Here is a 19,909-nt window from a genome sequence, read left to right as displayed (position 1 = left end):
CTGTAATTCCGAAAATCGGAATTTAAGAAGGGGGGATAATATGGGAGAAAATATTGTCGGTGACAAACCAGATACTCAAATGAAACCACTCGGAGACTCAGGGATACTTCTCCAATTCGGCACAGAAATAAGTCCCGATGTACATGAAGAGGTAAAGGCATTTACAGACTGTATAGAAGCAAATTCTTTTCCCGGCTTTATAGAATGTGTGCCAGCTTTTACTAGTGTGACCATCTTTTATAGTCCTTTACTCGTCTTTCAAATGTATAAAGGGAAAGGCAAGCCAGAGGATTTGTCACCATATAGTATTGTCCAATCTATTCTGCAGGAAAGATTAAAGAGTCTTCATACGTCAAAAAGAAGGGAAAAAAGAGTGGTTGATATTCCTGTGTGCTATGGGGGAGAGCTTGGCCCTGATTTAGAGGCAGTGGCAAAATATCATCAATTAACACCGGCAGAAGTAATAGATATCCATTCACAAGCAGAATATCTCGTTTATATGATTGGCTTTGCTCCTGGCTTTCCCTATTTAGGAGGAATGTCTGAACAGATTGCCACACCGCGCCATTCTTCTCCAAGATTATCAATACCAGCAGGTTCTGTCGGTATTGCTGGCATGCAAACTGGTGTTTATCCGATTTCCACCCCAGGGGGCTGGCAGATCATTGGACGAACACCAATTAACCTCTTTTATCCAGACAAGAATCCGCCAACTCTATTAACATCTGGTGATATTGTCCGATTTAAGCCGATTTCAATAGAAGAGTATAAGGAATATAAGGAGACAGTGCTATGAGCTTAAGAGTGGAGCGCCCTGGTATGCTGACAAGTTTGCAGGATCTGGGCAGATACGGTTATCAAAAATATGGAGTAGTTGTCAGCGGAGCAATGGATTCTATCTCTTTGCGTATTGCTAATTTGCTCGTCGGCAATAAGGAGAATGAGGCAGGGCTGGAGATGACGTTAATGGGCGGGTCATTCCTTGTTGAAGAAGACTTGCTTATTGCTGTTACAGGCGGAGATTTGGCTCCGGTTATAGAAGAAGAGTCAATCCCGCTATGGAGGCCAGTGTGGATAAAAAAGGGAAGTCTGCTTCGGTTCCGAGCTTCCCGTTCAGGCTGCAGAACGTATATGGCTGTTGCTGGCGGTTTTGATGTGCAGGAGGTGCTTGGAAGCAAAAGCACTTATTTGCGAGGAGAACTCGGCGGGCTGAAAGGGCGGGCTCTTTCAGCAGGTGACAAACTGACTTGCGGCGGGGCTGCCCACCGTTTTCAGCACTTAAAAAGCAGCGCTGGGGCAATATCCTTTGCTGCCACTGCTTGGCATGTTAATCCAGAACCGTTTATTAATCTGAAGGAAACAGTGATACGTGTAATAAGAGGCGGAGAATTCGATTATTTTACTGAATCAAGCAGAGACCGTTTCTTTAAGGAGGATTTTCGTATTACACCGAATTCAGATCGGATGGGATACAGAATGGAAGGCACTCCCTTGGAAATGACCGATTCATTTGAACTCCTATCTGAACCTGTAACAAATGGGACGATTCAAGTGCCGAAGGATGGAAACCCCATTATCTTGCTGGCAGATCGGCAGACGACGGGAGGCTACCCGAAAATCGCACAAGTCGCAACGGTGGACCTACCGCTGCTAGCTCAAAAGAAGCCGGGGGAAATTGTCCGCTTTAAAGAAATATCGTTAGCAGAGGCCGAACAGCTTTATTTAAGGCAAGAACTGCAATTAGAAAAACTAAAGGCCGGCCTATCATTGAAAGTTGATGAAACAGCGTAAATTAGGAAATAAAGATAAAAAAGGAGATGCAAAAAACGGATGTGGGTTATAACCGTCTATTCACCAGAAAATGATATTGCGCAATTTGAATTCACTACAGAACAAGAAGCTCGGGAAGCATTTGAGCAATTGCAAGGCTGCAAGATTCTCACAGAGGTTATTTACTTTAATGATGAGATTATCTTAGCAACAGCTTAAGACAGCTTTTCCTTTAAGCTCTAGTTATGCACCCTTACAATTCAATAGATTCTAGACAATAGGATTCTATGAAAGTAGCAACTGAAATTGCTATAATAGGTAGTACAAGCTATTGAATATCAATTGGAGGAGCAGGTTAATGAGTGAAAATATAAAGCATTTAGGGAATTTGCTGTTGCAAAATTCACAAGAAATTGCGCTGACTGTGCATAAGCGGAGAATAGAGGGAGAAAGCTCTGAAAAATTAGCGCAAATCAGCTCTGTTGAAGGAGAAATTCTTCAGCTGCGCGCTCATTTTGTTTCCTTATTCGGTAAAAGCCTGTTAAACTATCCAGATTTAAAAGGAGCTCGTTCTTTATTTACCGATTGGGGAATCAGCACTGGTGCGAATTTATCCTCCGAAGGAGTACCGTTAGATGAGGCATTAAAGGATGTGTCATTCTACAGAACAGCAATTTGGGAAGTTTTAAAGACAGAGATGAAAGAAAAGGATTATTCCATCGATGAGGCTTTTGAGGTGAAGGATATTATTGATCCTTTACTGGATTATGCGTTGTACAATTTCAGCCTGTCTTATGTGGATTCCTATGCGAATACACTCAATAATTCAAGAAAAGCGTTTTTGGAGCTGTCTGTTCCAGTTGTGCCGATTACAGAAAATATCGCTATTCTGCCTTTAATTGGGGATTTAGATACAGAAAGAGCACAGCTGCTTATGGAAGAAACATTGGTTAAAACTAGAGATATGGGAATCAGTCACTTAATCATTGATATTTCTGGGGTTATCATTATAGATACGATGGTTGCTAATGAATTGTTTAAACTTATGGATGCATTAAGACTGCTCGGGATTGGCACAATTTTCTCTGGAGTGAGGCCGGAGATAGCCCAGACGATGGTAAGTCTTGGTCTCGACATTAAGAATTTAGTGACGAAGGCAAGCTTAAGACAAGCACTTGCTCTCCTTGAAAGAGAAAATGTGATTTAAATAGGAAAAGAGCTGGCGGATATGGCCAGCTCTTTGTTGTTTTTATTTCAATGTATTTAATGTATTTAAATCATGGTGCAATGATTCTGACGGTACTTTAGTTATTGGCACATTCCCTTTTGCGACAGGCTCTTTCACATAGACGAAGTCTCCTGTGCCATCAGGGGCGCTTCCAGTTGCCCATAAGCCGTCAGATGACTCGGATCCTTCAGAGAGGTTCCAGAATTCATAAGCTTCAGGCTGTGATTCCTTCTCTGCTTCTGGCGGGAAGCTTGCTGGTACAACGACACCGTTTTTGCTTTCCAATTCCTCAATTGCTGCAAGCCATTGATATTGGTGATATCTGTCGCGAGCAAGCATTTTTCTAAATGTAGCGCGGACACCCTCATCCTTTGTCATATGGTACAGTCTTGCAACTTGCAGGCGGCCTTGACTTTCTGCATGCAGGTTAGAGCGCATATCTGCAAGTAAGTTTCCGCTTGCTACGATATAAGAACCATTCCACGGCACTCCATTAGAGTTAGTTGGAAGACCTCCTAATCCGCTCACAAGCAAATGCTGCGGATTGACTCCACCCATGATGGCAGCAATCGTCGGATCTTTAGCTGCTTCTGCCTGATCATCTGGTGATGCACCATCTAGAAGTTGGCTTATAAGGGAACATAACATTTCTACATGCCCGATTTCCTCTGTACCAATGTCCATCAGCATGTCCTTGTATTTTTCTTCCCCGCGGCAGTTAAAACCTTGAAAAAGATATTGCATCATAACAGTCATTTCTCCGAATTGTCCACCAAGAACCTCTTGAATTTGGCGGGCCAGCATTGGATCTGGCTTGTCCACTTTTACTTCAAATTGTAATTCTTTCTGATGACGAAACACATATATCTCCTCCTTTTGGTTTTGCAGTTACGCTTATGAAGTACCCCTGCTAAATTAGAGATAAACACAGTGCTAAAAATTGCCAAAAAAAAATGAGCCTTCAAGGCTCATCATTTATTAATGGATTCTTCCTGGTTATTTGTTTTGTGAGTTTCTTCCATAACTTGTTTTTCGTTCTTATCTTTTTCATATTCCTTACGGATTTTTCCGCATGTTATACACTCGCCGCTATAATAATAGCTGTATTTATGGTATTTGCGGATTGAACAAATTATCGATCCAAAAAGCATATGTAACACAACTCCTTTACATATAAATTGTACAATAAAGAGAATGAAGCGAAGATTAAATAAAAGTGACACAACAAGTCAGATAGGTGACAAAAACCGTCTTTGATTACCGAATGAAAACATTATGACGATGAACATTAAAGGTTTGTTATAAAAGAAATAACGATGTAATATCTACTCTTTGCATCCTTCATAAATTTCTTTTCCCTTCTTGGTTAATACTAATAATCCTGTTAAAAAGACGCCTTAGGAGGGGGAAGATGAAAAGACTAAAAAATCTGCATAAATCAGATTTAAAGATACCGTTTATCTATTTACTCATTTCTGCATGCTGGGTTATGTTTTCATCTTATCTACTCCCTTATTTCACTGGCGATTTGCGAAATTTGGCATCCTATGAAATGCTGAAAGGCTGGATTTTCATCTGTGTTACAAGTACTATTCTTTTCCTTCTAATAAGAAGGGAAAGACTGAAGGATGAACAATCGAATAAAAGAATTTCAGAAGCTGAATTTAAATTTCGAACATTAGTAGAGGAGTCTTTGTTAGGAATTTATATCCTTCGTGAAGGAAGATTTGCGTATGTCAATTCTACTTTGCTTGCATTAAGCGGCTATCACAGTAAAGAGCTGCTTTGCATGCATTTTTCAGACTTGATTTTGCCACTTCATGAAGGGGAAGAAGTCGGTCTTTACAACAATAGAGCTGAACTTCAGCTTCAGAAAAAGGATGGCACGCTGTTGGATGTAGTGGTTCTTTCTCACAAATTAAGTGTGATACATAATGATGCACCTGCCATTATGGGTTCTATTCTAGATAATACGGAGAAGCGTAAATACCAGCGGAAATTGGAGAGACTGGCATTCTACGATCCATTAACAAACCTAGCCAACCGCCGCATGCTTAGCAATTCAATGAATGAGGCAATGAATAAAGCAAGAACAACAAATGAGAAGCTTGCGCTTTTATTTATAGATTTAGATCATTTTAAAGGTATCAATGACAGCATTGGGCACGATATGGGGGACAAGGTGTTAAAGGAGCTCGCAGATAGAATTGTTGGTTGTATCCCGAAAAGCGGACTTGTTTCCCGATATGGAGGAGATGAGTTTACTGTTATGCTTCCGGGACTTCAGTCTGCTAAGGAAGCGGAAAGTATTGCCAAAGATTTAATTTCCCTTTTTAACGAGCCGCTTCATATTGAAAATCAGAAGTTCTATATTACATTAAGCATTGGTATATCTATTTTTCCCGATCATGGAAAAGAGTTAGAAACTCTCGAAAAGAATGCGGATATTGCGATGTATTTTGCGAAAGAAAAGGGGCGTAATAATTCACAGTTGTTTACAAAAAGCATGAAGGTGTTTATGGTTGAGCGGCTTCACCTCCAGCATGAACTTAGAAAAGCAACAGAAGATATGGATAATCATTTCTTTCTTGTGTATCAGCCGAAAATTGATGTGTTCTTAAATAAGGTAATTGGAGTGGAAGCATTGCTGCGCTGGAATCATCCTGTGTCTGGTCTAATATCTCCTAGTCGCTTTATTCCTGTTGCAGAGGAAATGGGGACAATAGGTGCTATAAGCAATTGGGTCATTAATAAAGCTTGCAGACAATTAAAATATTGGAATGAACAAGGAATCAGCCTGACCATTTGCATCAATATATCACCTTTATTATTTCAGCAGGCTGATTTTGTAGACAACATTCTTGAGCCAATTTCGGAAGCAGGAGTAAAACCAAGCCATATCCAGTTAGAGATTACCGAAAGTGTGCTCACTAATTATCTTGATGAGGCGATAGACAAACTGAAATTGCTGAAGAGGAATGGACTTACAATTGCTATTGATGATTTTGGCACAGGATATTCCTCCTTGAGTGTACTAAGAAAAATGCCGATTGACCGATTGAAAATTGACCAATCCTTTATTAGAGATCTGCAGAAGGAACAGGATATTGTTGCGTTGATTATATCGATGGCGCATAAGCTTTCCATGCATGTAACGGCAGAAGGTGTGGAGACGGTGGAGCAATGCAGGCTTCTCCGAGATTTAAATTGCAGAGAGATGCAAGGCTACTTATTCAGTAAACCAATTACAGCAGTAGAAATGGAAGAATACTTAAAGAGGCGGCCGATTGCTGCTTCCATACAAGAAAGGCTCTGACAAAGTTGGAGCCTTTTGTTTTTGGAAAGAAGGAATCAGTTGCTTTTCTCGCGAATGGATACGGAAAAAGGGAACTTTTTGTTATTTTTGTACGTATATAGGCAGGTTAGAAAATTCCAAATAATAACGAACTCATGTACAATAAAAATAATACAATGGCACTGGACACAAGGGTGAATTAGTTGCTAAGGAGGAATAGTAATGGGCGTAATGCTTAGCAAAGGACAGAAGGTGGACTTAACGAAAACCTATCCAGGTTTGAGCACTGTAATAGTAGGGTTAGGATGGGATATCAATCATACAGGTGCTGATTATGATCTTGATGCTTCCGCATTTTTACTTGGGGGCAACAGCAAGGTTCTCAGCGACCAAGATTTTATTTTTTACAATAATCCGAGCGGAGCGGGCGGCTCTGTTATGTACAGCGGAGATAACAGGACAGGAGCAGGGCATCTTGACGACGAACAAATAAGAATTGACTTAAACAGGGTACCTCCGTCCATTCAGCGAATTGCCTTTTCTATTACCATACATAATGCATATGAAAAAGGGCAGAATTTTGGCCATATATCTAATGCATATGTTCGTGTGTTTAATGAAGGAAACCAAACAGAGTTAATTCGCTTTAATCTTGGCAGAGATTACACCGTGGAAACAGCAATTGTGGCTGCGGAGCTTTATCGCCATAACGGAGAGTGGAAGTTCAATGCAATCGGAAGCGGCTTCCAAGGAGGACTTGGTGCTTTATGCAGGAACTTTGGTGTAACGGTCGATGACGAACCAGCACCGCAAAATAGCTTTAATGCCCAGCCGCATAGCTTTGCTCCACCTGTGCAAAACCAGCCATACTACGAGAACTCGAACACCTATGCAAATACATACCCATCTAGCAGTGCTGGAACATATCCTCCTGTCAATCAGCCATCCTATGGACAAGCACCTTTTCATGGCGGCAATCAGCAGCAAGGCTTTGGCCAAAGCCAAACAGGGTATGGCGGTGACCATATTGCTTGCCCGAGGTGTAACAGCACAAATGTAAGAACAGGAGAGAAGGGCTTCGGATTGGGGAAAGCAGCTATCGGCGGCTTAATTCTTGGCCCAATCGGCCTATTAGGCGGATTTATTGGCAAAAATCAATTGAAATTTACATGCAACAGCTGCAGAAACACCTGGTCACCTTCTAGTACAGATTATGCGGAGTGGGGAAGACAGCAAAAGCAGAGAGCAAAGGAGCTGTTCATGCGCTTTAAAAGTCCGGATGTTCTTGATGCTGTTGTTGCCTCCTGTGCCCTTGTCAGCATGGCAGATGGCAGGCTGGACCCTGCCGAAGAACGGAAGATGATAGAGTTTATCCATCAGAGTGAAGAACTGCGAGTATTTGATACAAACAAAGTGCAGCAGCAATTTAATCATTTTGTAAGAAGAATGGAATATGACCAAATAATTGGACGGGCTGAAGCTTTTAGAGCTATTGGGAAAGTTCGTTCCAAGCCGGAGGTTGCGCGGCTTGTGGCACGGTATTGTATATCTATCGGTTATGCAGACGGAAACTTCGACCAAAGAGAAAAGCAAACAGTTGCAGAAATCTGTCAGGAGCTTGGGCTTAATCCGAATGAATTTCTTTCTTAACAAAAATAGATAAAGGCAGAAGGATGGCTTGTTTTAAGCTTTCCTTCCGCGGCAATTTTTACAGGTACTTTTATATAGGAGGAGAAGCATGACAATCACACAAGAAGCTAATGGCAAAGTGAACAGAATAATTGAAAATATAGAGAAGGTAATGATTGGCAAGCGGGAAGTGGCAGAGCTAAGTTTGATTGCTCTGTTGGCACAAGGTCATGTGCTCCTCGAAGATGTTCCAGGCGTAGGAAAGACAATGATGGTTCGTTCATTGGCTAAATCGGTCGGCGCAAATTTCCGCAGAATTCAATTTACTCCAGACTTGCTTCCATCTGACGTAACTGGTGTGTCTATCTATAATCCAAAGGAAATGGAGTTTCAGTTTCTTCCTGGACCAATACTTGGCAATATAATTCTCGCAGATGAGATTAACAGAACTTCCCCTAAAACCCAATCCGCATTATTAGAGGCAATGGAAGAAAGCAGTGTCACCATAGATGGTGTGACACATAAGCTGAATAAGCCCTTTTTTGTTATGGCCACTCAAAACCCGATTGAATATGAAGGGACATATCCTTTGCCAGAGGCCCAACTGGACAGATTTCTTTTGAAGATGAAAATGGGTTATCCAACACATGAAGAGGAGATGGAGGTACTGACAAGAGTCCAAACGTCAGCTCCTATTGAAGAATTGGAAAGTGTTGTTTCATTAGAAGAGCTGCTTATGCTGCAGGCAGAAGTGAAGAAGGTTTATGTTGATGCTACGATTAAGAAGTACATTGTCGATCTTGCAACAGAATCGAGAGCACATCGCAATGTTTATTTAGGTGTCAGTCCCCGTGGATCAATTGCCTTGATGAGAGCTGTTCAAAGTTATGCATTTGTTCAAGGCAGAGATTATGTTATTCCTGATGATGTTCAATATCTTGCCAAGGCTGTATTTTCCCATAGAATTATCTTAAAGTCAGAGGCTAAGTTTGACGGTATCTCTGCAGAGGATATAATGGGCGAGATTCTGGCAGCTGTTCAAGTTCCTGTCAGAAGGCTAGGTACGTGATGAACAGGATACTTAGAAGATTGCTTCGCATCTGGAAGTTACTTGTTTTGTTTCTGTTGGCAGGTGCAGCTTTTGCGTATGCAATGTTTCAAGGTGGGTTTGTCAGCTGGTTTTTGTTTTACAGCTTTTTGCCATTTGCCATATACGGAGCTTTGCTTGCTATGTATCCGTTAAAGGTTTGGAAAGCAGTAAGGAAAATTACGAAGCATGAATACACTGCGATGGAGAAAATGACAGTGGAGTTGGAGCTGACAAGATCGTCCGTGTTTCCCCTTTTTTACTTGGTGGTAGAGGATGTGTTCAGCAACAGCTTGAAAGAGCAGGCTTCAGGAAAAGTATTAGTCTTTCCTGGTTTTAAAAGGCGAATTGTTCTTTCTTATCATATAGATGCCGTACCAAGAGGAGAGCATCTGTTTACAGAGGTAGCTGTTAAAACAGGTGATCCGCTTGGCTTAATGGAAAAGGAATTAAAGCTTGCTTTGTCAGACCAGATTATTGTTTATCCAGTATATGAGGAGCTTTCCTACAAACCGTTTATGACACATTATGATCAAGGGGCGACAGTATCGAAGGAACGGGTCCAACGTGATACAACGATGGCAGTCGGTATTCGAGAATATCAGACTGGTGACAGATTTTCGTGGATTAACTGGAAGGCGAGTGCTAAAAGGGATTCCTTTATGACAAAGGAATTCGAACAGAAACAGTCACATGACATTTTAGTTGTACTTGACTGTGAAAAAAGCGAAAAATTCGAGACGCTTGTTTCGTTTACTGCTTCTTTAATTAGAGGGATTATTCGTAAAGGCGCACAAGCAGGTTTGCTTACGGTCGAAAAGGAGCGGACAACCTTTCCGATAAGAGGCGGGGAAGGCCAGCGCAGTCTTCTATTCCATCACCTAGCTAAGTGTGAGGATGCATCTCCGCTTTCCTTGGCAAATGTGCTTGATAATGAAATGTCCTTATTGCAGCAGCAAGCCACCTTGTTAATCACTACAACAAACTTGACGAAGCAGCTTGTTGAAAAGACAAGCTATCTCGCTAATAAACGCTATCAGGTAGCTGTTTTTCTTGTGAAGGAGGCAAATGAGAGCTTGACTCAGGAAGAAAGAAGTTTAAAAGCTGCGGCTTCTTCGAGGGGAATTATGGTTATACCTGTGTCTAAGGGAAGATTCAAGGATGCATTTTTGGAGGTGGCAACTAGTTGAGATTTATAGGAATTCATACGGCTATTTCTAATTTTTTGCTGTATGTGCTAGGTTTTTTTCTTATATGGGAATGGCTGCGGCCGATGGAGCAACTAACTAATACAGGGAATGTTGTCGTGTTTATCCTGTTTTTGCTTCTCTCACTTGTTATGGCCTATCTGCGTTTTCATCCTACTTTAAGCGGTATTATTAAAATTGGCTATATTCTATTTGTTTTACAATATTTGTACTATGGAAATTCCTTTTTTACATTCAACTGGATTGGTGCCTTTACAACAGAAGTAATGGATAATTTTGCGATTTTATTTGATACGAATTGGCCTGAGTTAACCAATATGTTCAAAAGTCTGCTTTTCTTTATTTTGCTTTGGTTAATGTCATATCTTATTGATTACTGGCTGATTAAACGCAGAAGAATATTTACCTTCTTTCTATTAACGATGGTTTATATAACGGTTCTTGATACATTTACTCCATATGATGCATCAATAGCAATCATAAGGACAACTATCATAGGCTTTACAGCAATGGGCATGCTGACCTTCTATCGGATGAAGGATAAGGAAAATATAACTGACCGAAGATTCTTAGCATTAAAGTGGATGGCTCCATTGCTTTTCTTTGTTTTTGCTAGTGCGGCAATAGCATATGCAGCGCCGAAAGCAAATCCAATCTGGCCAGATCCTGTGCCGTTTATCCAGACAATTGGTGACAATGGTGGTGAAGGCCAAGGTAATGGCAACGGACCCCATCGAGTAGGCTACAGTGTGGATGATTCGAGGCTTGGTGGAGACTTTGAGCCGGATGATACATTAATGTTTCAGACTGAAGTTGAATCCTCTCATTATTGGAAGGTAGAGACGAAGGATACGTATACAGGTAAGGGCTGGGTTCAATCGGAAGAAGCAGTCACAATGAATGGACAAGACTTTCAGAGATTAGAAGGAGCTGGTGATATCCCGTTCGTATCTTTTGAGGAAGGCGACAGTGTAAAGACAGAAGCACAGGAAAGTACGGTTAACTTTGCACAGCCTTTTGATTATCTCTTATATCCTTTAGGAGTGACAGAAGCAGCTTCAAGTATGGATACGACGATGATTGTAGAAACAGGAAGTGAACGGATTTCCTTCGATTTTCCAACAGATTCCTATAGTGTGAGTTATGAAAAGCCTGAATACAGTTTAAGTACATTGACGAGTGCTGACATGAGCGGCTATTTAAGAGAAAATCCGGAGATAGCAGCAAGATATACGCAGCTACCGCAAAATTTGCCGCAGAGAGTCATTGATTTAGCAGCTGAAATCACGAAGGATGAGGATAATGTTTTTGCAAAGGCAAGAGCAATTGAAAACTACTTTTCCGGAAATGGTTTTGTATACAGCCAAAGCGATGTGGCCATACCAGCAGATGATGAAGATTATGTCGATCAGTTTCTTTTTGAAACAAAAATAGGTTATTGTGATAATTATTCAACTTCAATGGTTGTGATGCTGCGATCTCTCGGCATTCCTGCAAGATGGGTTAAAGGATTTACTGAAGGTGAACTCATCAAACAGGAAAACAATAGAAGCCAATATGAAGTAACCAATAACAATGCTCATTCCTGGGTAGAAGCATATTTTCCTGGAGCTGGCTGGGTAACCTTTGAACCGACACAAGGATTCTCCAATGAAAATACGTATGTGAATGATGTTCGAAACGAAGCGGACACAAACACAGAAGAAAATGAACAAACCGAGCAGGAAGCACAACAGCAGCGGGAAGAGCAACAAGTACCAGAAGAAGAGACAGTAGCATCAGATCAGTCTGAAGAGAAATCATTCGGAAAGTGGTGGAATACAATTGCAAATTTTGCTGCTGAAAGATGGCAGTGGCTGGTTGGCGGAGCTGTTCTAATCATAGCCATGAGCTGGATACTGTTCTGGAAGAGACATAAGTGGCTGCCTATATTTTATATATGGAAATACAAGCGCGGGAAAAAAGGCAATGACTTTGAAAAAGCCTATTTAACCTTGCTCAAAATGCTCAAGCTCTCAGGTTGGGGCAAACAAGACAACATGACATTGCGGGAATATGCCAAATACATTGACCATGTTTTAAAAACGAATGAAATGGCTGTTTTGACTGCCAAATATGAGGAGCTCTTGTATAAAGGGAATAGTCAGGACAATAATTGGACGGAATGGAAGGAAATGTGGGAAAGGCTGATTAGAAAGACAGCAGCTTGACCTGTTGAAAGGAATTCAACACATTTTTATCGGGGTGTTGGATTCCTTTTTTTTATAGCATTTATCAGATTAGAATGATAAAAGGATCTGCCAAATAGAGGAAGTTATTAAATGAAAGCAAGCTACAAAAGTATGAATAGAATGACTTGGTGAATTGTGCGAAAATTTAATCAAAACAACAACACCTTGACCAGCAATTCGACATGTTGTTACAATGTTCTAAACTAATAAATTTCCTTCATATATCCTCGATGATATGGTTCGAGAGTCTCTACCGGGTCACCTTAAAGGATCCGACTATGAAGGCAGATGGGTCTTATTTTTATATGGTGTGTGTAAACCATTGTAATAGTAAAAGACTAGAATTCTGCCTTCGTTTTTATTTGAGGCCGAATTCTAGTCTTTTTTATATGAAGAAATACCTTTTTTGCTGCTATAAAATAGTCTTTTTCAATGTTTTTTGCTATGGCTTTTCGTTTTATAGCATGAATAAGCAAAAATGTGAAAAAATAGTAACAATGAGCTTTTTAATAGATTAATGAGGTGAATAACATGGGGAAAACAAGCATTCAAGACCAACAAATGATTGTCGTTCTTGATTTCGGCAGTCAGTACAATCAATTAATCACAAGAAGAATTAGGGAATTTGGCGTTTATAGTGAGCTTCACCCACATACAATTACAGCAGAAGAAATCAAAGCGCTAAATCCAGCGGGGATTATCTTCTCTGGCGGACCTAATAGTGTTTATGATGAGAATGCATTCGGCTGTGACGAGCGAATCTTTGATTTAGGGCTGCCAATCTTCGGTATTTGCTACGGCATGCAGCTGATGACAAAGCATTTCGGCGGTAAAGTTGAAAAAGCGAAGCACCGTGAATATGGAAAAGCTGAAATCAAAATCGAAAACAGCACAAAGCTTTTCTCTGATCTGCCAAGTGAGCAAATCGTGTGGATGAGCCACGGAGATCTTGTAGTCGAGCAGCCTGAAGGATTTACAGTAGACGCAATTAATCCTTCTTGCCCAATTGCTTCTATGAGCAACGAGGAAAAAGGTCTTTATGCTGTTCAATTCCATCCTGAAGTGCGCCATTCCGTATACGGAAATGAACTGTTGAAAAACTTTGTTTTCGGTGTATGTGGATGTAAAGGCGACTGGTCAATGGAAAACTTCATTGAAATCGAAATGGAGAAAATCCGTCAAACAGTTGGAGACAGAAAAGTTCTTTGCGCACTTAGCGGCGGGGTAGACTCCTCTGTTGTTGCTGTTCTTATCCATAAAGCAATCGGCGATCAGTTGACATGTATCTTCGTTGACCATGGTCTATTGCGTAAAGGCGAAGCAGAAAGTGTTATGAAGACTTTCACAGAAGGCTTCCATATGAACGTAATCAAAGTGGATGCTAAAGAACGTTTCATGTCTAAATTGGAAGGTGTCAGCGATCCAGAGAAAAAACGTAAAATTATCGGTAACGAGTTCATCTACGTATTTGATGATGAAGCAAGCAAGCTTGAAGGAATTGACTTCCTTGCACAAGGAACGCTTTACACAGATATTATCGAAAGTGGTACAGCAACTGCACAAACGATTAAGTCCCACCATAATGTTGGCGGACTGCCAGAAGATATGCAGTTCGAACTAATCGAGCCATTAAATACATTGTTCAAGGATGAAGTAAGAGCATTAGGTACAGAGCTAGGAATAGCTGATGAAATCGTTTGGAGACAACCATTTCCAGGACCGGGTCTTGGTATCCGTGTATTGGGCGCAATCAGCGAAGATAAGCTGGAAATCGTTCGTGAGTCTGACTACATCCTGCGTGAAGAAATTAAAAAAGCAGGCTTAGACCGTGATATCTGGCAATATTTCACAGTTCTGCCTGACATCCGCAGTGTTGGTGTAATGGGTGATGCGCGCACATACGATTACACAATCGGAATCCGTGCAGTTACATCTATCGATGGTATGACATCTGACTGGGCACGTATTCCATGGGAAGTGCTTGAAGTTATTTCAACAAGAATTGTTAACGAAGTGGATCATGTTAACCGCGTCGTTTATGATATTACAAGTAAGCCACCTGCTACTATTGAGTGGGAATAATAAAGGTTGCCTAAGGGAACGGTCCCTTAGGTAATTTGGTATAATAATTTCCAAATTAATCTAATAGAAATATCCAAACACGAACATTAAGGGGTAAAAAGTAAGCGAACGTTTACAAAAAAATATCCTCTTAATGTTCGTTTTTTGTATTGACGAAAAGAAAACATGCTGATAAACTAAATTTGCAACTAAAGAAATACTCGTATAATTATGGGGGATATGGCCCAAAAGTTTCTACCGAGCTACCGTAAATAGCTTGACTACGAGGTTGTGTATATAAAGGGATACGTATTAGAACTTTTATTCTTTATTATCTAATCCCTGCTATATTTCACAAACCCTAGTCAACGCTCCTACGATAATGGAGTGTTTTTTTGTTCTTATTGAATTGGAACATGAAAGGGGAAAAAAAGAATGAAAAAGTTTTTCAAATTTGAGGAACTGGGAACGAATTACCGTAAAGAGTTTGTTGGTGGTTTTACAACGTTCCTAGCAATGGCATATATATTGGCGGTTAACCCATTTACATTAACACTAGGCGATGTAGCAGACTTGCCGGATGCGCTTCGTATGGATTACGGTGCAGTGTTTGTGGCAACTGCATTAGCTGCAGCAGTTGGATCTCTTATCATGGGATTGTTTGCTAATTATCCAATTGCACTTGCACCAGGTTTGGGTTTAAATGCGTTTTTTGCATATACAGTTGTTTTAACACAAGGTGAGCCATGGGAATACGCTTTGGCAGCAGTATTTATTTCAAGTTTCTTCTTCCTGCTGTTGACGATTACCGGTCTTCGTGAAAAATTAATAAATGCAATACCAGTTGAGTTAAAGCTTGCAGTTGGAGCGGGAATAGGTTTATTCATTACATTCATCGGCTTGCAAAATGCTGAAATCATCGTCGACAATCCTGCAACATTAGTTCATATCGGTGATTTGTCAAAGCCTAGCACACTGCTGGCAATCTTCGGGATTTTCGTAACAATCATTTTAATGGTTAAAAAAATTCATGGCGGCGTATTCTACGGAATGATAATTACAGCTGTGGTCGGAATGATTTTTGGTGTTATTAATACGCCATCAGGTGTTGTATCAGCAGTGCCAAGTATAGAGCCGACTTTCGGTAAATTGTTCTCCGCTTTCGGAGACGGCGCATTCTATACACAAAGCATGCTTGTTGTTATTCTTACATTCTTATTCGTAGATTTCTTTGATAATGCTGGAACATTGGTTGCTGTAGCGAACCAAGCAGGATTAATGAAAGACAATAAATTGCCAAGAGCAGGTAAAGCATTGTTTGCAGATTCTATTGCTTCAATGGTAGGTTCTATCTTCGGAACTTCAACAACGACTTCTTTCGTTGAATCATCTGCTGGTGTTGCAGCAGGAGCTCGCTCAGGTTTTGCATCAGTTGTAACAGCAGGATTTTTCTTGCTTTCCCTGTTCTTCTTCCCGCTATTGGAAGTAGTTACATCTGCTGTTACTACACCGGCGCTAGTTGTTGTCGGAATATTGATGGTATCGTCTCTAGGGAAAATTGATTGGACTAAGTTTGAAATTGCAGTGCCTTCTTTCTTGGTAATCGTGTCAATGCCTTTAACATACAGTATTGCAACAGGTATTGCTGTTGGATTCATTTTCTACCCGATTACAATGCTGTTAAGCGGCCGCAGAAAAGAAATCAATCCAATCATGTATATTTTCTTTGCCATCTTTGCACTATACTTTGTTTTCCTTCAATAAGGAATAAGATTTTAAAGGCTGCTATTTTTAGCAGCCTTTTGTTATTTTTTCGTTGACTTACAAGTTCGACTTTAATAACATTAAATTACCTAGAAGTCTGTCGAAGTGAGGAAAAAATCATGCCAAATTTACTAGTGAAAAAAGCGCTTAATAATAATGTGCTTATTGGTGAGCATCCTTCATATGGAGAAGTTGTGCTAATTGGAAAAGGAATAGGGTTTAACAGAAAGAATGGTGACTCTATTGACGCGGATGTAGTTGAGAAACTTTTTGTTCTTCGCAATGAAAAAGAACAGATAAACTACCTGAAACTCCTTCCTCAAGTAGACAACGATTTGCTAGATGTTATTATTTCTTCTATAGAGCTTATTAAAAGCAAAACAAATGCGATGCTCAATGAGCATATTCATGTTGCGTTAACAGATCACATCATGTTTGCGGCTTCGAGATTATCAAATGGGCTTGTGCTAAATAATCCCTTTTTGATCGAAACGAAGGCTCTATATCCTTTTGAATATAAGATTGCTGAGGATGTAGTAAAGCTAATTAGTGAACAGACAAAAATTAATTTGCCTGTAGGTGAAATCGGTTTCATCGCTCTTCATATCCACAGCGCAATGATGAATAGAAATCTTTCTGAGGTTAACCAGCATTCTCAATTAGTGACACATCTTGTCAATTTAATTGAAGAACAGCTGGAAATCGAAATTGATAAAGACAGCATTGATTATATGAGACTAGTTCGTCATCTTCGTTTTACGATTGAAAGAGTTCATAATGGGGAAAAAGTAGATGAGCCAGAAAAAATAACTTCCCTATTGAAAGATGAATATCCGCTGTGCTATAATCTCTCATGGAAGCTCATTAAAGTGATGCAACAATCATTAAAGAAACCTGTATTTGATGCGGAAGCTGTGTATTTAACAATGCATCTTCAGCGACTTCAAAAAAAGGTTAAATAGTTATTATCTTATAAACGTGTTACTGATTCGATCAGGCATGAGTGAAAAAGATGATTGAACGGAGTTATTTAGGGCAATATATCCCTGAACAGCTTTTTTCAGTTACTTTTTACTCATGCCTTTTTGTTTTGCCTTTTGATAACGCTTTATGGGCTAGAAGAATTTTTTTAATAAAGTAGGAGGAAAAACGAATGTTTAAAAAGATTTTCGGTGTTTTGCAAAAAGTCGGAAAAGCACTTATGCTTCCGGTTGCATTATTGCCAGCTGCTGGTATTTTGCTTGCGCTAGGTAATGCGCTTCACAATGAAGCATTGCTAGATCTTGCTCCATTCTTAGATAATAGTGGAGTATCGATGGTAGCGTCCGTAATGGAAAACGCGGGTAATATCGTATTCAGCAACTTGCCGCTGTTGTTTGCAGTTGGTGTTGCAGTAGGTTTATCTGGCGGTGAGGGTGTTGCTGGTCTTGCTGCAATTATTGGTTACTTAATTATGAACGTAACAATGGGTACTGTTAAAGGCTATACAGCTGAATCTGTTAACGGTATCGATATTGCTAACGTACTTGGTATTCCAACGCTTCAAACAGGGGTGTTCGGCGGTATCATCGTAGGTATACTTGCTTCTATGCTTTATAACAAGTTCTATGAAATAGAATTGCCATCATATTTAGGGTTCTTTGCTGGAAAGCGTTTTGTGCCGATTATTACGGCAGGAAGTGCTGTTATCTTAGGTTTGTTAATGGTATTAATCTGGCCTCCAATCCAAACTGGTCTAAATGCATTCTCTCAAAACATGGTTAATGCAAACTTGACTATTTCAGCATTGATTTTTGGTATCATTGAACGTTCATTGATTCCATTCGGATTGCACCATATCTTCTACTCTCCATTCTGGTATGAGTTTGGACAATACACTACTGCTGCTGGTGATGTAGTACGTGGTGACCAACGTATCTTCATGGCTGAAATTAAAGATGGTGTACAAAACTTGACTGCTGGTACATTCATGACAGGTAAATTCCCGTTCATGATGTTCGGATTGCCAGCTGCAGCTCTTGCTATTTATCATGAGGCACGTCCAGAAAGAAAAGCAGTTGTTGGTGGTTTGATGGCTTCTGCTGCATTAACTTCTTTCTTAACAGGTATTACTGAGCCTTTAGAATTCTCATTCTTATTCGTAGCACCAGTTCTATTCGGTATCCACGCAGTATTTGCGGGTCTATCATTTATGACAATGCAACTGTTGGATGTTAAGGTTGGTATGACTTTCTCTGGTGGTTTAATTGACTATATTCTATTTGGATTAATTAACCCACAAACAAATGCTTGGATTATCATTCCGGTTGGTTTAGTGTTCGCAGTTATTTATTACTTTGGTTTCCGTTTCGCAATCCGCAAGTTTAACTTGAAAACTCCAGGACGTGAAGATGAAACTGAAGAAGAAGAAACTGCAGGCGGCACTACTAGCGACCTTCCATATGAAGTACTAGAAGCAATGGGTGGACAAGAAAATATCGCTCACCTTGATGCATGTATCACAAGACTTCGTGTGTCAGTTAATGACATTAAAGATGTTGATAAAGATCGTTTGAAAAAGCTTGGTGCTGCTGGGGTACTTGAAGTCGGCAATAACATTCAAGCAATATTCGGTCCTCGTTCTGAAACAATTAAAGGTCAAATGAGAGATATTATGAGCGGTAAAAGACCGCGTCCAGCTGCAAATGCTTCAATGGATAAAGAAGTGAAGCAGCAAATTGAAGAGGTAAATCCAAATGCTCTTAAAGGTGATGTTGACGGTGACGATTCACTTGTATCACCAATTAAAGGTCAGTTGGTGCCAATTACAGAAGTTCCAGATCCAGTGTTCGCTGGTAAAATGATGGGTGATGGCTTTGCAATCATTCCATCTGAAGGTACTGTTGTATCTCCTGTTGACGGGAAAATTGTAAACTTGTTCCCGACAAAACACGCAATTGGTATTATGGCAGATTCAGGCCGTGAAATCTTAATCCACTTCGGTATCGATACAGTGAAACTGAAAGGGGAAGGATTCGAAACTCTAGTAGGGGAAAATGACGAAGTTAAAAAAGGTCAGCCTCTATTGAAAGTAGACCTGGACTTCATTAAAGAAAATGCAACATCAACAACAACGCCAATTATCTTCACTAATTTAGCTGAAGGTGAATCTGTACAGATTAATAAACCAGGCGATGTTGATTTGAATGAAGAAGATATTATTTCTATCGTGAAATAAACTTTTTGAGAACCCGGCTGTTATTGCTGGGTTCTTTTTTATATATATAATAGAAGAAAGTGTTTTATGAATGATTTTTTTTAAAAGTTATGTTGACTATTGGGTTAGATGGTGATATTATATGAAAACAGCGTCTTTGAGGAACATCTTGTAAAAAAATAAGCTGTTGACTTTGAAGGAAAATGCTGGTATTATTTAAAAAGTCACTTCTAACAGTGATTTAAAATTGCTCTTTGAAAACTGAACAAACAAAACGTCAACAATAATCGTTTTTATAACTTGCGTTATAAAAATGAAAACAAAGTAACAAAAAGCTAGAGTTTAGCAAATGAGCTAATCTTACTCTTTATCGGAGAGTTTGATCCTGGCTCAGGACGAACGCTGGCGGCGTGCCTAATACATGCAAGTCGAGCGGACTT

15 protein-coding genes, 1 rRNA gene and 2 riboswitches are annotated in these 19,909 nt (G+C 40.0%); of the genes, 14 read left to right on the top strand and 2 right to left on the bottom strand.

Translation table 11 applies throughout. The features are described from left to right. Positions 1-40: 40 nt before the first annotated feature. The 4 genes from pxpB to M3600_RS25250 all read left to right on the top strand — a co-directional run bounded on the left by pxpB (position 41) and on the right by M3600_RS25250 (position 2,977). Complete coding sequence (gene pxpB, locus M3600_RS25265) at positions 41-796, top strand: 5-oxoprolinase subunit PxpB (RefSeq protein ID WP_251648023.1); 756 nt, start codon at positions 41-43, stop codon at positions 794-796. Beyond that, positions 793-1,791: a 5-oxoprolinase subunit C family protein gene (locus M3600_RS25260; protein ID WP_233318985.1), complete on the top strand. Its 999-nt coding sequence runs from the start codon at positions 793-795 to the stop codon at positions 1,789-1,791. Before pxpB ends, M3600_RS25260 begins: the two co-directional genes overlap by 4 nt. A 39-nt stretch (positions 1,792-1,830) precedes the next feature. Next, positions 1,831-1,989 carry a hypothetical protein gene (locus M3600_RS25255; RefSeq protein ID WP_233318983.1) on the top strand — a complete coding sequence of 53 codons (159 nt, stop codon included), beginning with the start codon at positions 1,831-1,833 and terminating at the stop codon, positions 1,987-1,989. A 139-nt stretch (positions 1,990-2,128) separates the two neighbouring features. After that, on the top strand, positions 2,129-2,977 hold the full coding sequence (locus M3600_RS25250) for an STAS domain-containing protein (protein WP_233318981.1): 849 nt from the start codon (positions 2,129-2,131) through the stop codon (positions 2,975-2,977). A gap of 42 nt (positions 2,978-3,019) precedes the next feature. On the opposite strand, the gene M3600_RS25245 is transcribed toward M3600_RS25250, so the two are convergent. After that, positions 3,020-3,859: a manganese catalase gene (locus M3600_RS25245; protein WP_233318980.1), complete on the bottom strand. Its 840-nt coding sequence runs from the start codon at positions 3,857-3,859 to the stop codon at positions 3,020-3,022. Between the two features lie 110 nt (positions 3,860-3,969). Further along, complete coding sequence (locus M3600_RS25240; protein ID WP_233318978.1) at positions 3,970-4,149, bottom strand: hypothetical protein; 180 nt, start codon at positions 4,147-4,149, stop codon at positions 3,970-3,972. 260 nt (positions 4,150-4,409) lie between these two features. Between M3600_RS25240 and M3600_RS25235 the strand changes: the two genes are divergently transcribed. From M3600_RS25235 to M3600_RS25190, 10 genes are all read left to right on the top strand, one after another. Then, positions 4,410-6,314, top strand: coding sequence for a putative bifunctional diguanylate cyclase/phosphodiesterase (locus M3600_RS25235; protein ID WP_251648021.1), 1,905 nt, complete (start codon positions 4,410-4,412; stop codon positions 6,312-6,314). A 201-nt stretch (positions 6,315-6,515) separates the two neighbouring features. After that, entirely contained in the window at positions 6,516-7,943 is a 1,428-nt protein-coding gene (locus M3600_RS25230) for a TerD family protein (protein WP_233318974.1), read from the top strand. Positions 7,944-8,031: 88 nt separating this feature from the next. Further along, a complete protein-coding gene (locus M3600_RS25225; RefSeq protein ID WP_233318972.1) occupies positions 8,032-8,991 on the top strand; it encodes an AAA family ATPase in 960 nt (319 codons plus the stop codon). Next, complete coding sequence (locus tag M3600_RS25220) at positions 8,991-10,199, top strand: DUF58 domain-containing protein (RefSeq protein WP_251648033.1); 1,209 nt, start codon at positions 8,991-8,993, stop codon at positions 10,197-10,199. Before M3600_RS25225 ends, M3600_RS25220 begins: the two co-directional genes overlap by 1 nt. After that, positions 10,196-12,427, top strand: a complete 2,232-nt coding sequence (locus M3600_RS25215; RefSeq protein ID WP_251648019.1) for a transglutaminase-like domain-containing protein — start codon at positions 10,196-10,198, stop codon at positions 12,425-12,427. The genes M3600_RS25220 and M3600_RS25215 overlap by 4 nt, the downstream gene beginning before the upstream one ends. A 218-nt stretch (positions 12,428-12,645) precedes the next feature. Then, a riboswitch (purine riboswitch) is annotated at positions 12,646-12,747 on the top strand. Positions 12,748-12,979: 232 nt separating this feature from the next. Further along, positions 12,980-14,530 (top strand): glutamine-hydrolyzing GMP synthase, encoded by a 1,551-nt coding sequence (guaA, locus tag M3600_RS25210; RefSeq protein ID WP_233318968.1) that lies wholly within the window; start codon positions 12,980-12,982, stop codon positions 14,528-14,530. Positions 14,531-14,710: 180 nt separating this feature from the next. Then, a riboswitch (purine riboswitch) is annotated at positions 14,711-14,813 on the top strand. Between the two features lie 131 nt (positions 14,814-14,944). Further along, the gene (locus M3600_RS25205; RefSeq protein WP_233318967.1) at positions 14,945-16,273 is read left to right on the top strand and encodes an NCS2 family permease; all 1,329 of its coding nucleotides are present in this window, start codon (positions 14,945-14,947) and stop codon (positions 16,271-16,273) included. Between the two features lie 119 nt (positions 16,274-16,392). Then, positions 16,393-17,235: a glucose PTS transporter transcription antiterminator GlcT gene (gene glcT, locus M3600_RS25200; RefSeq protein ID WP_233318965.1), complete on the top strand. Its 843-nt coding sequence runs from the start codon at positions 16,393-16,395 to the stop codon at positions 17,233-17,235. Between the two features lie 191 nt (positions 17,236-17,426). Beyond that, entirely contained in the window at positions 17,427-19,490 is a 2,064-nt protein-coding gene (ptsG, locus tag M3600_RS25195; RefSeq protein ID WP_233318962.1) for a glucose-specific PTS transporter subunit IIBC, read from the top strand. 346 nt (positions 19,491-19,836) lie between these two features. Beyond that, a 16S ribosomal RNA gene (locus M3600_RS25190) occupies positions 19,837-19,909 on the top strand; the annotation flags it as partial.

Origin of the sequence: Niallia sp. MER 6 (assembly GCF_023714395.1) — a bacterium.
Lineage (GTDB): Bacteria > Bacillota > Bacilli > Bacillales > Cytobacillaceae > Niallia.
The sequence above is the reverse complement of the archived record's forward strand: the minus strand, read 5'-3'. Positions and strand labels throughout refer to the sequence as shown.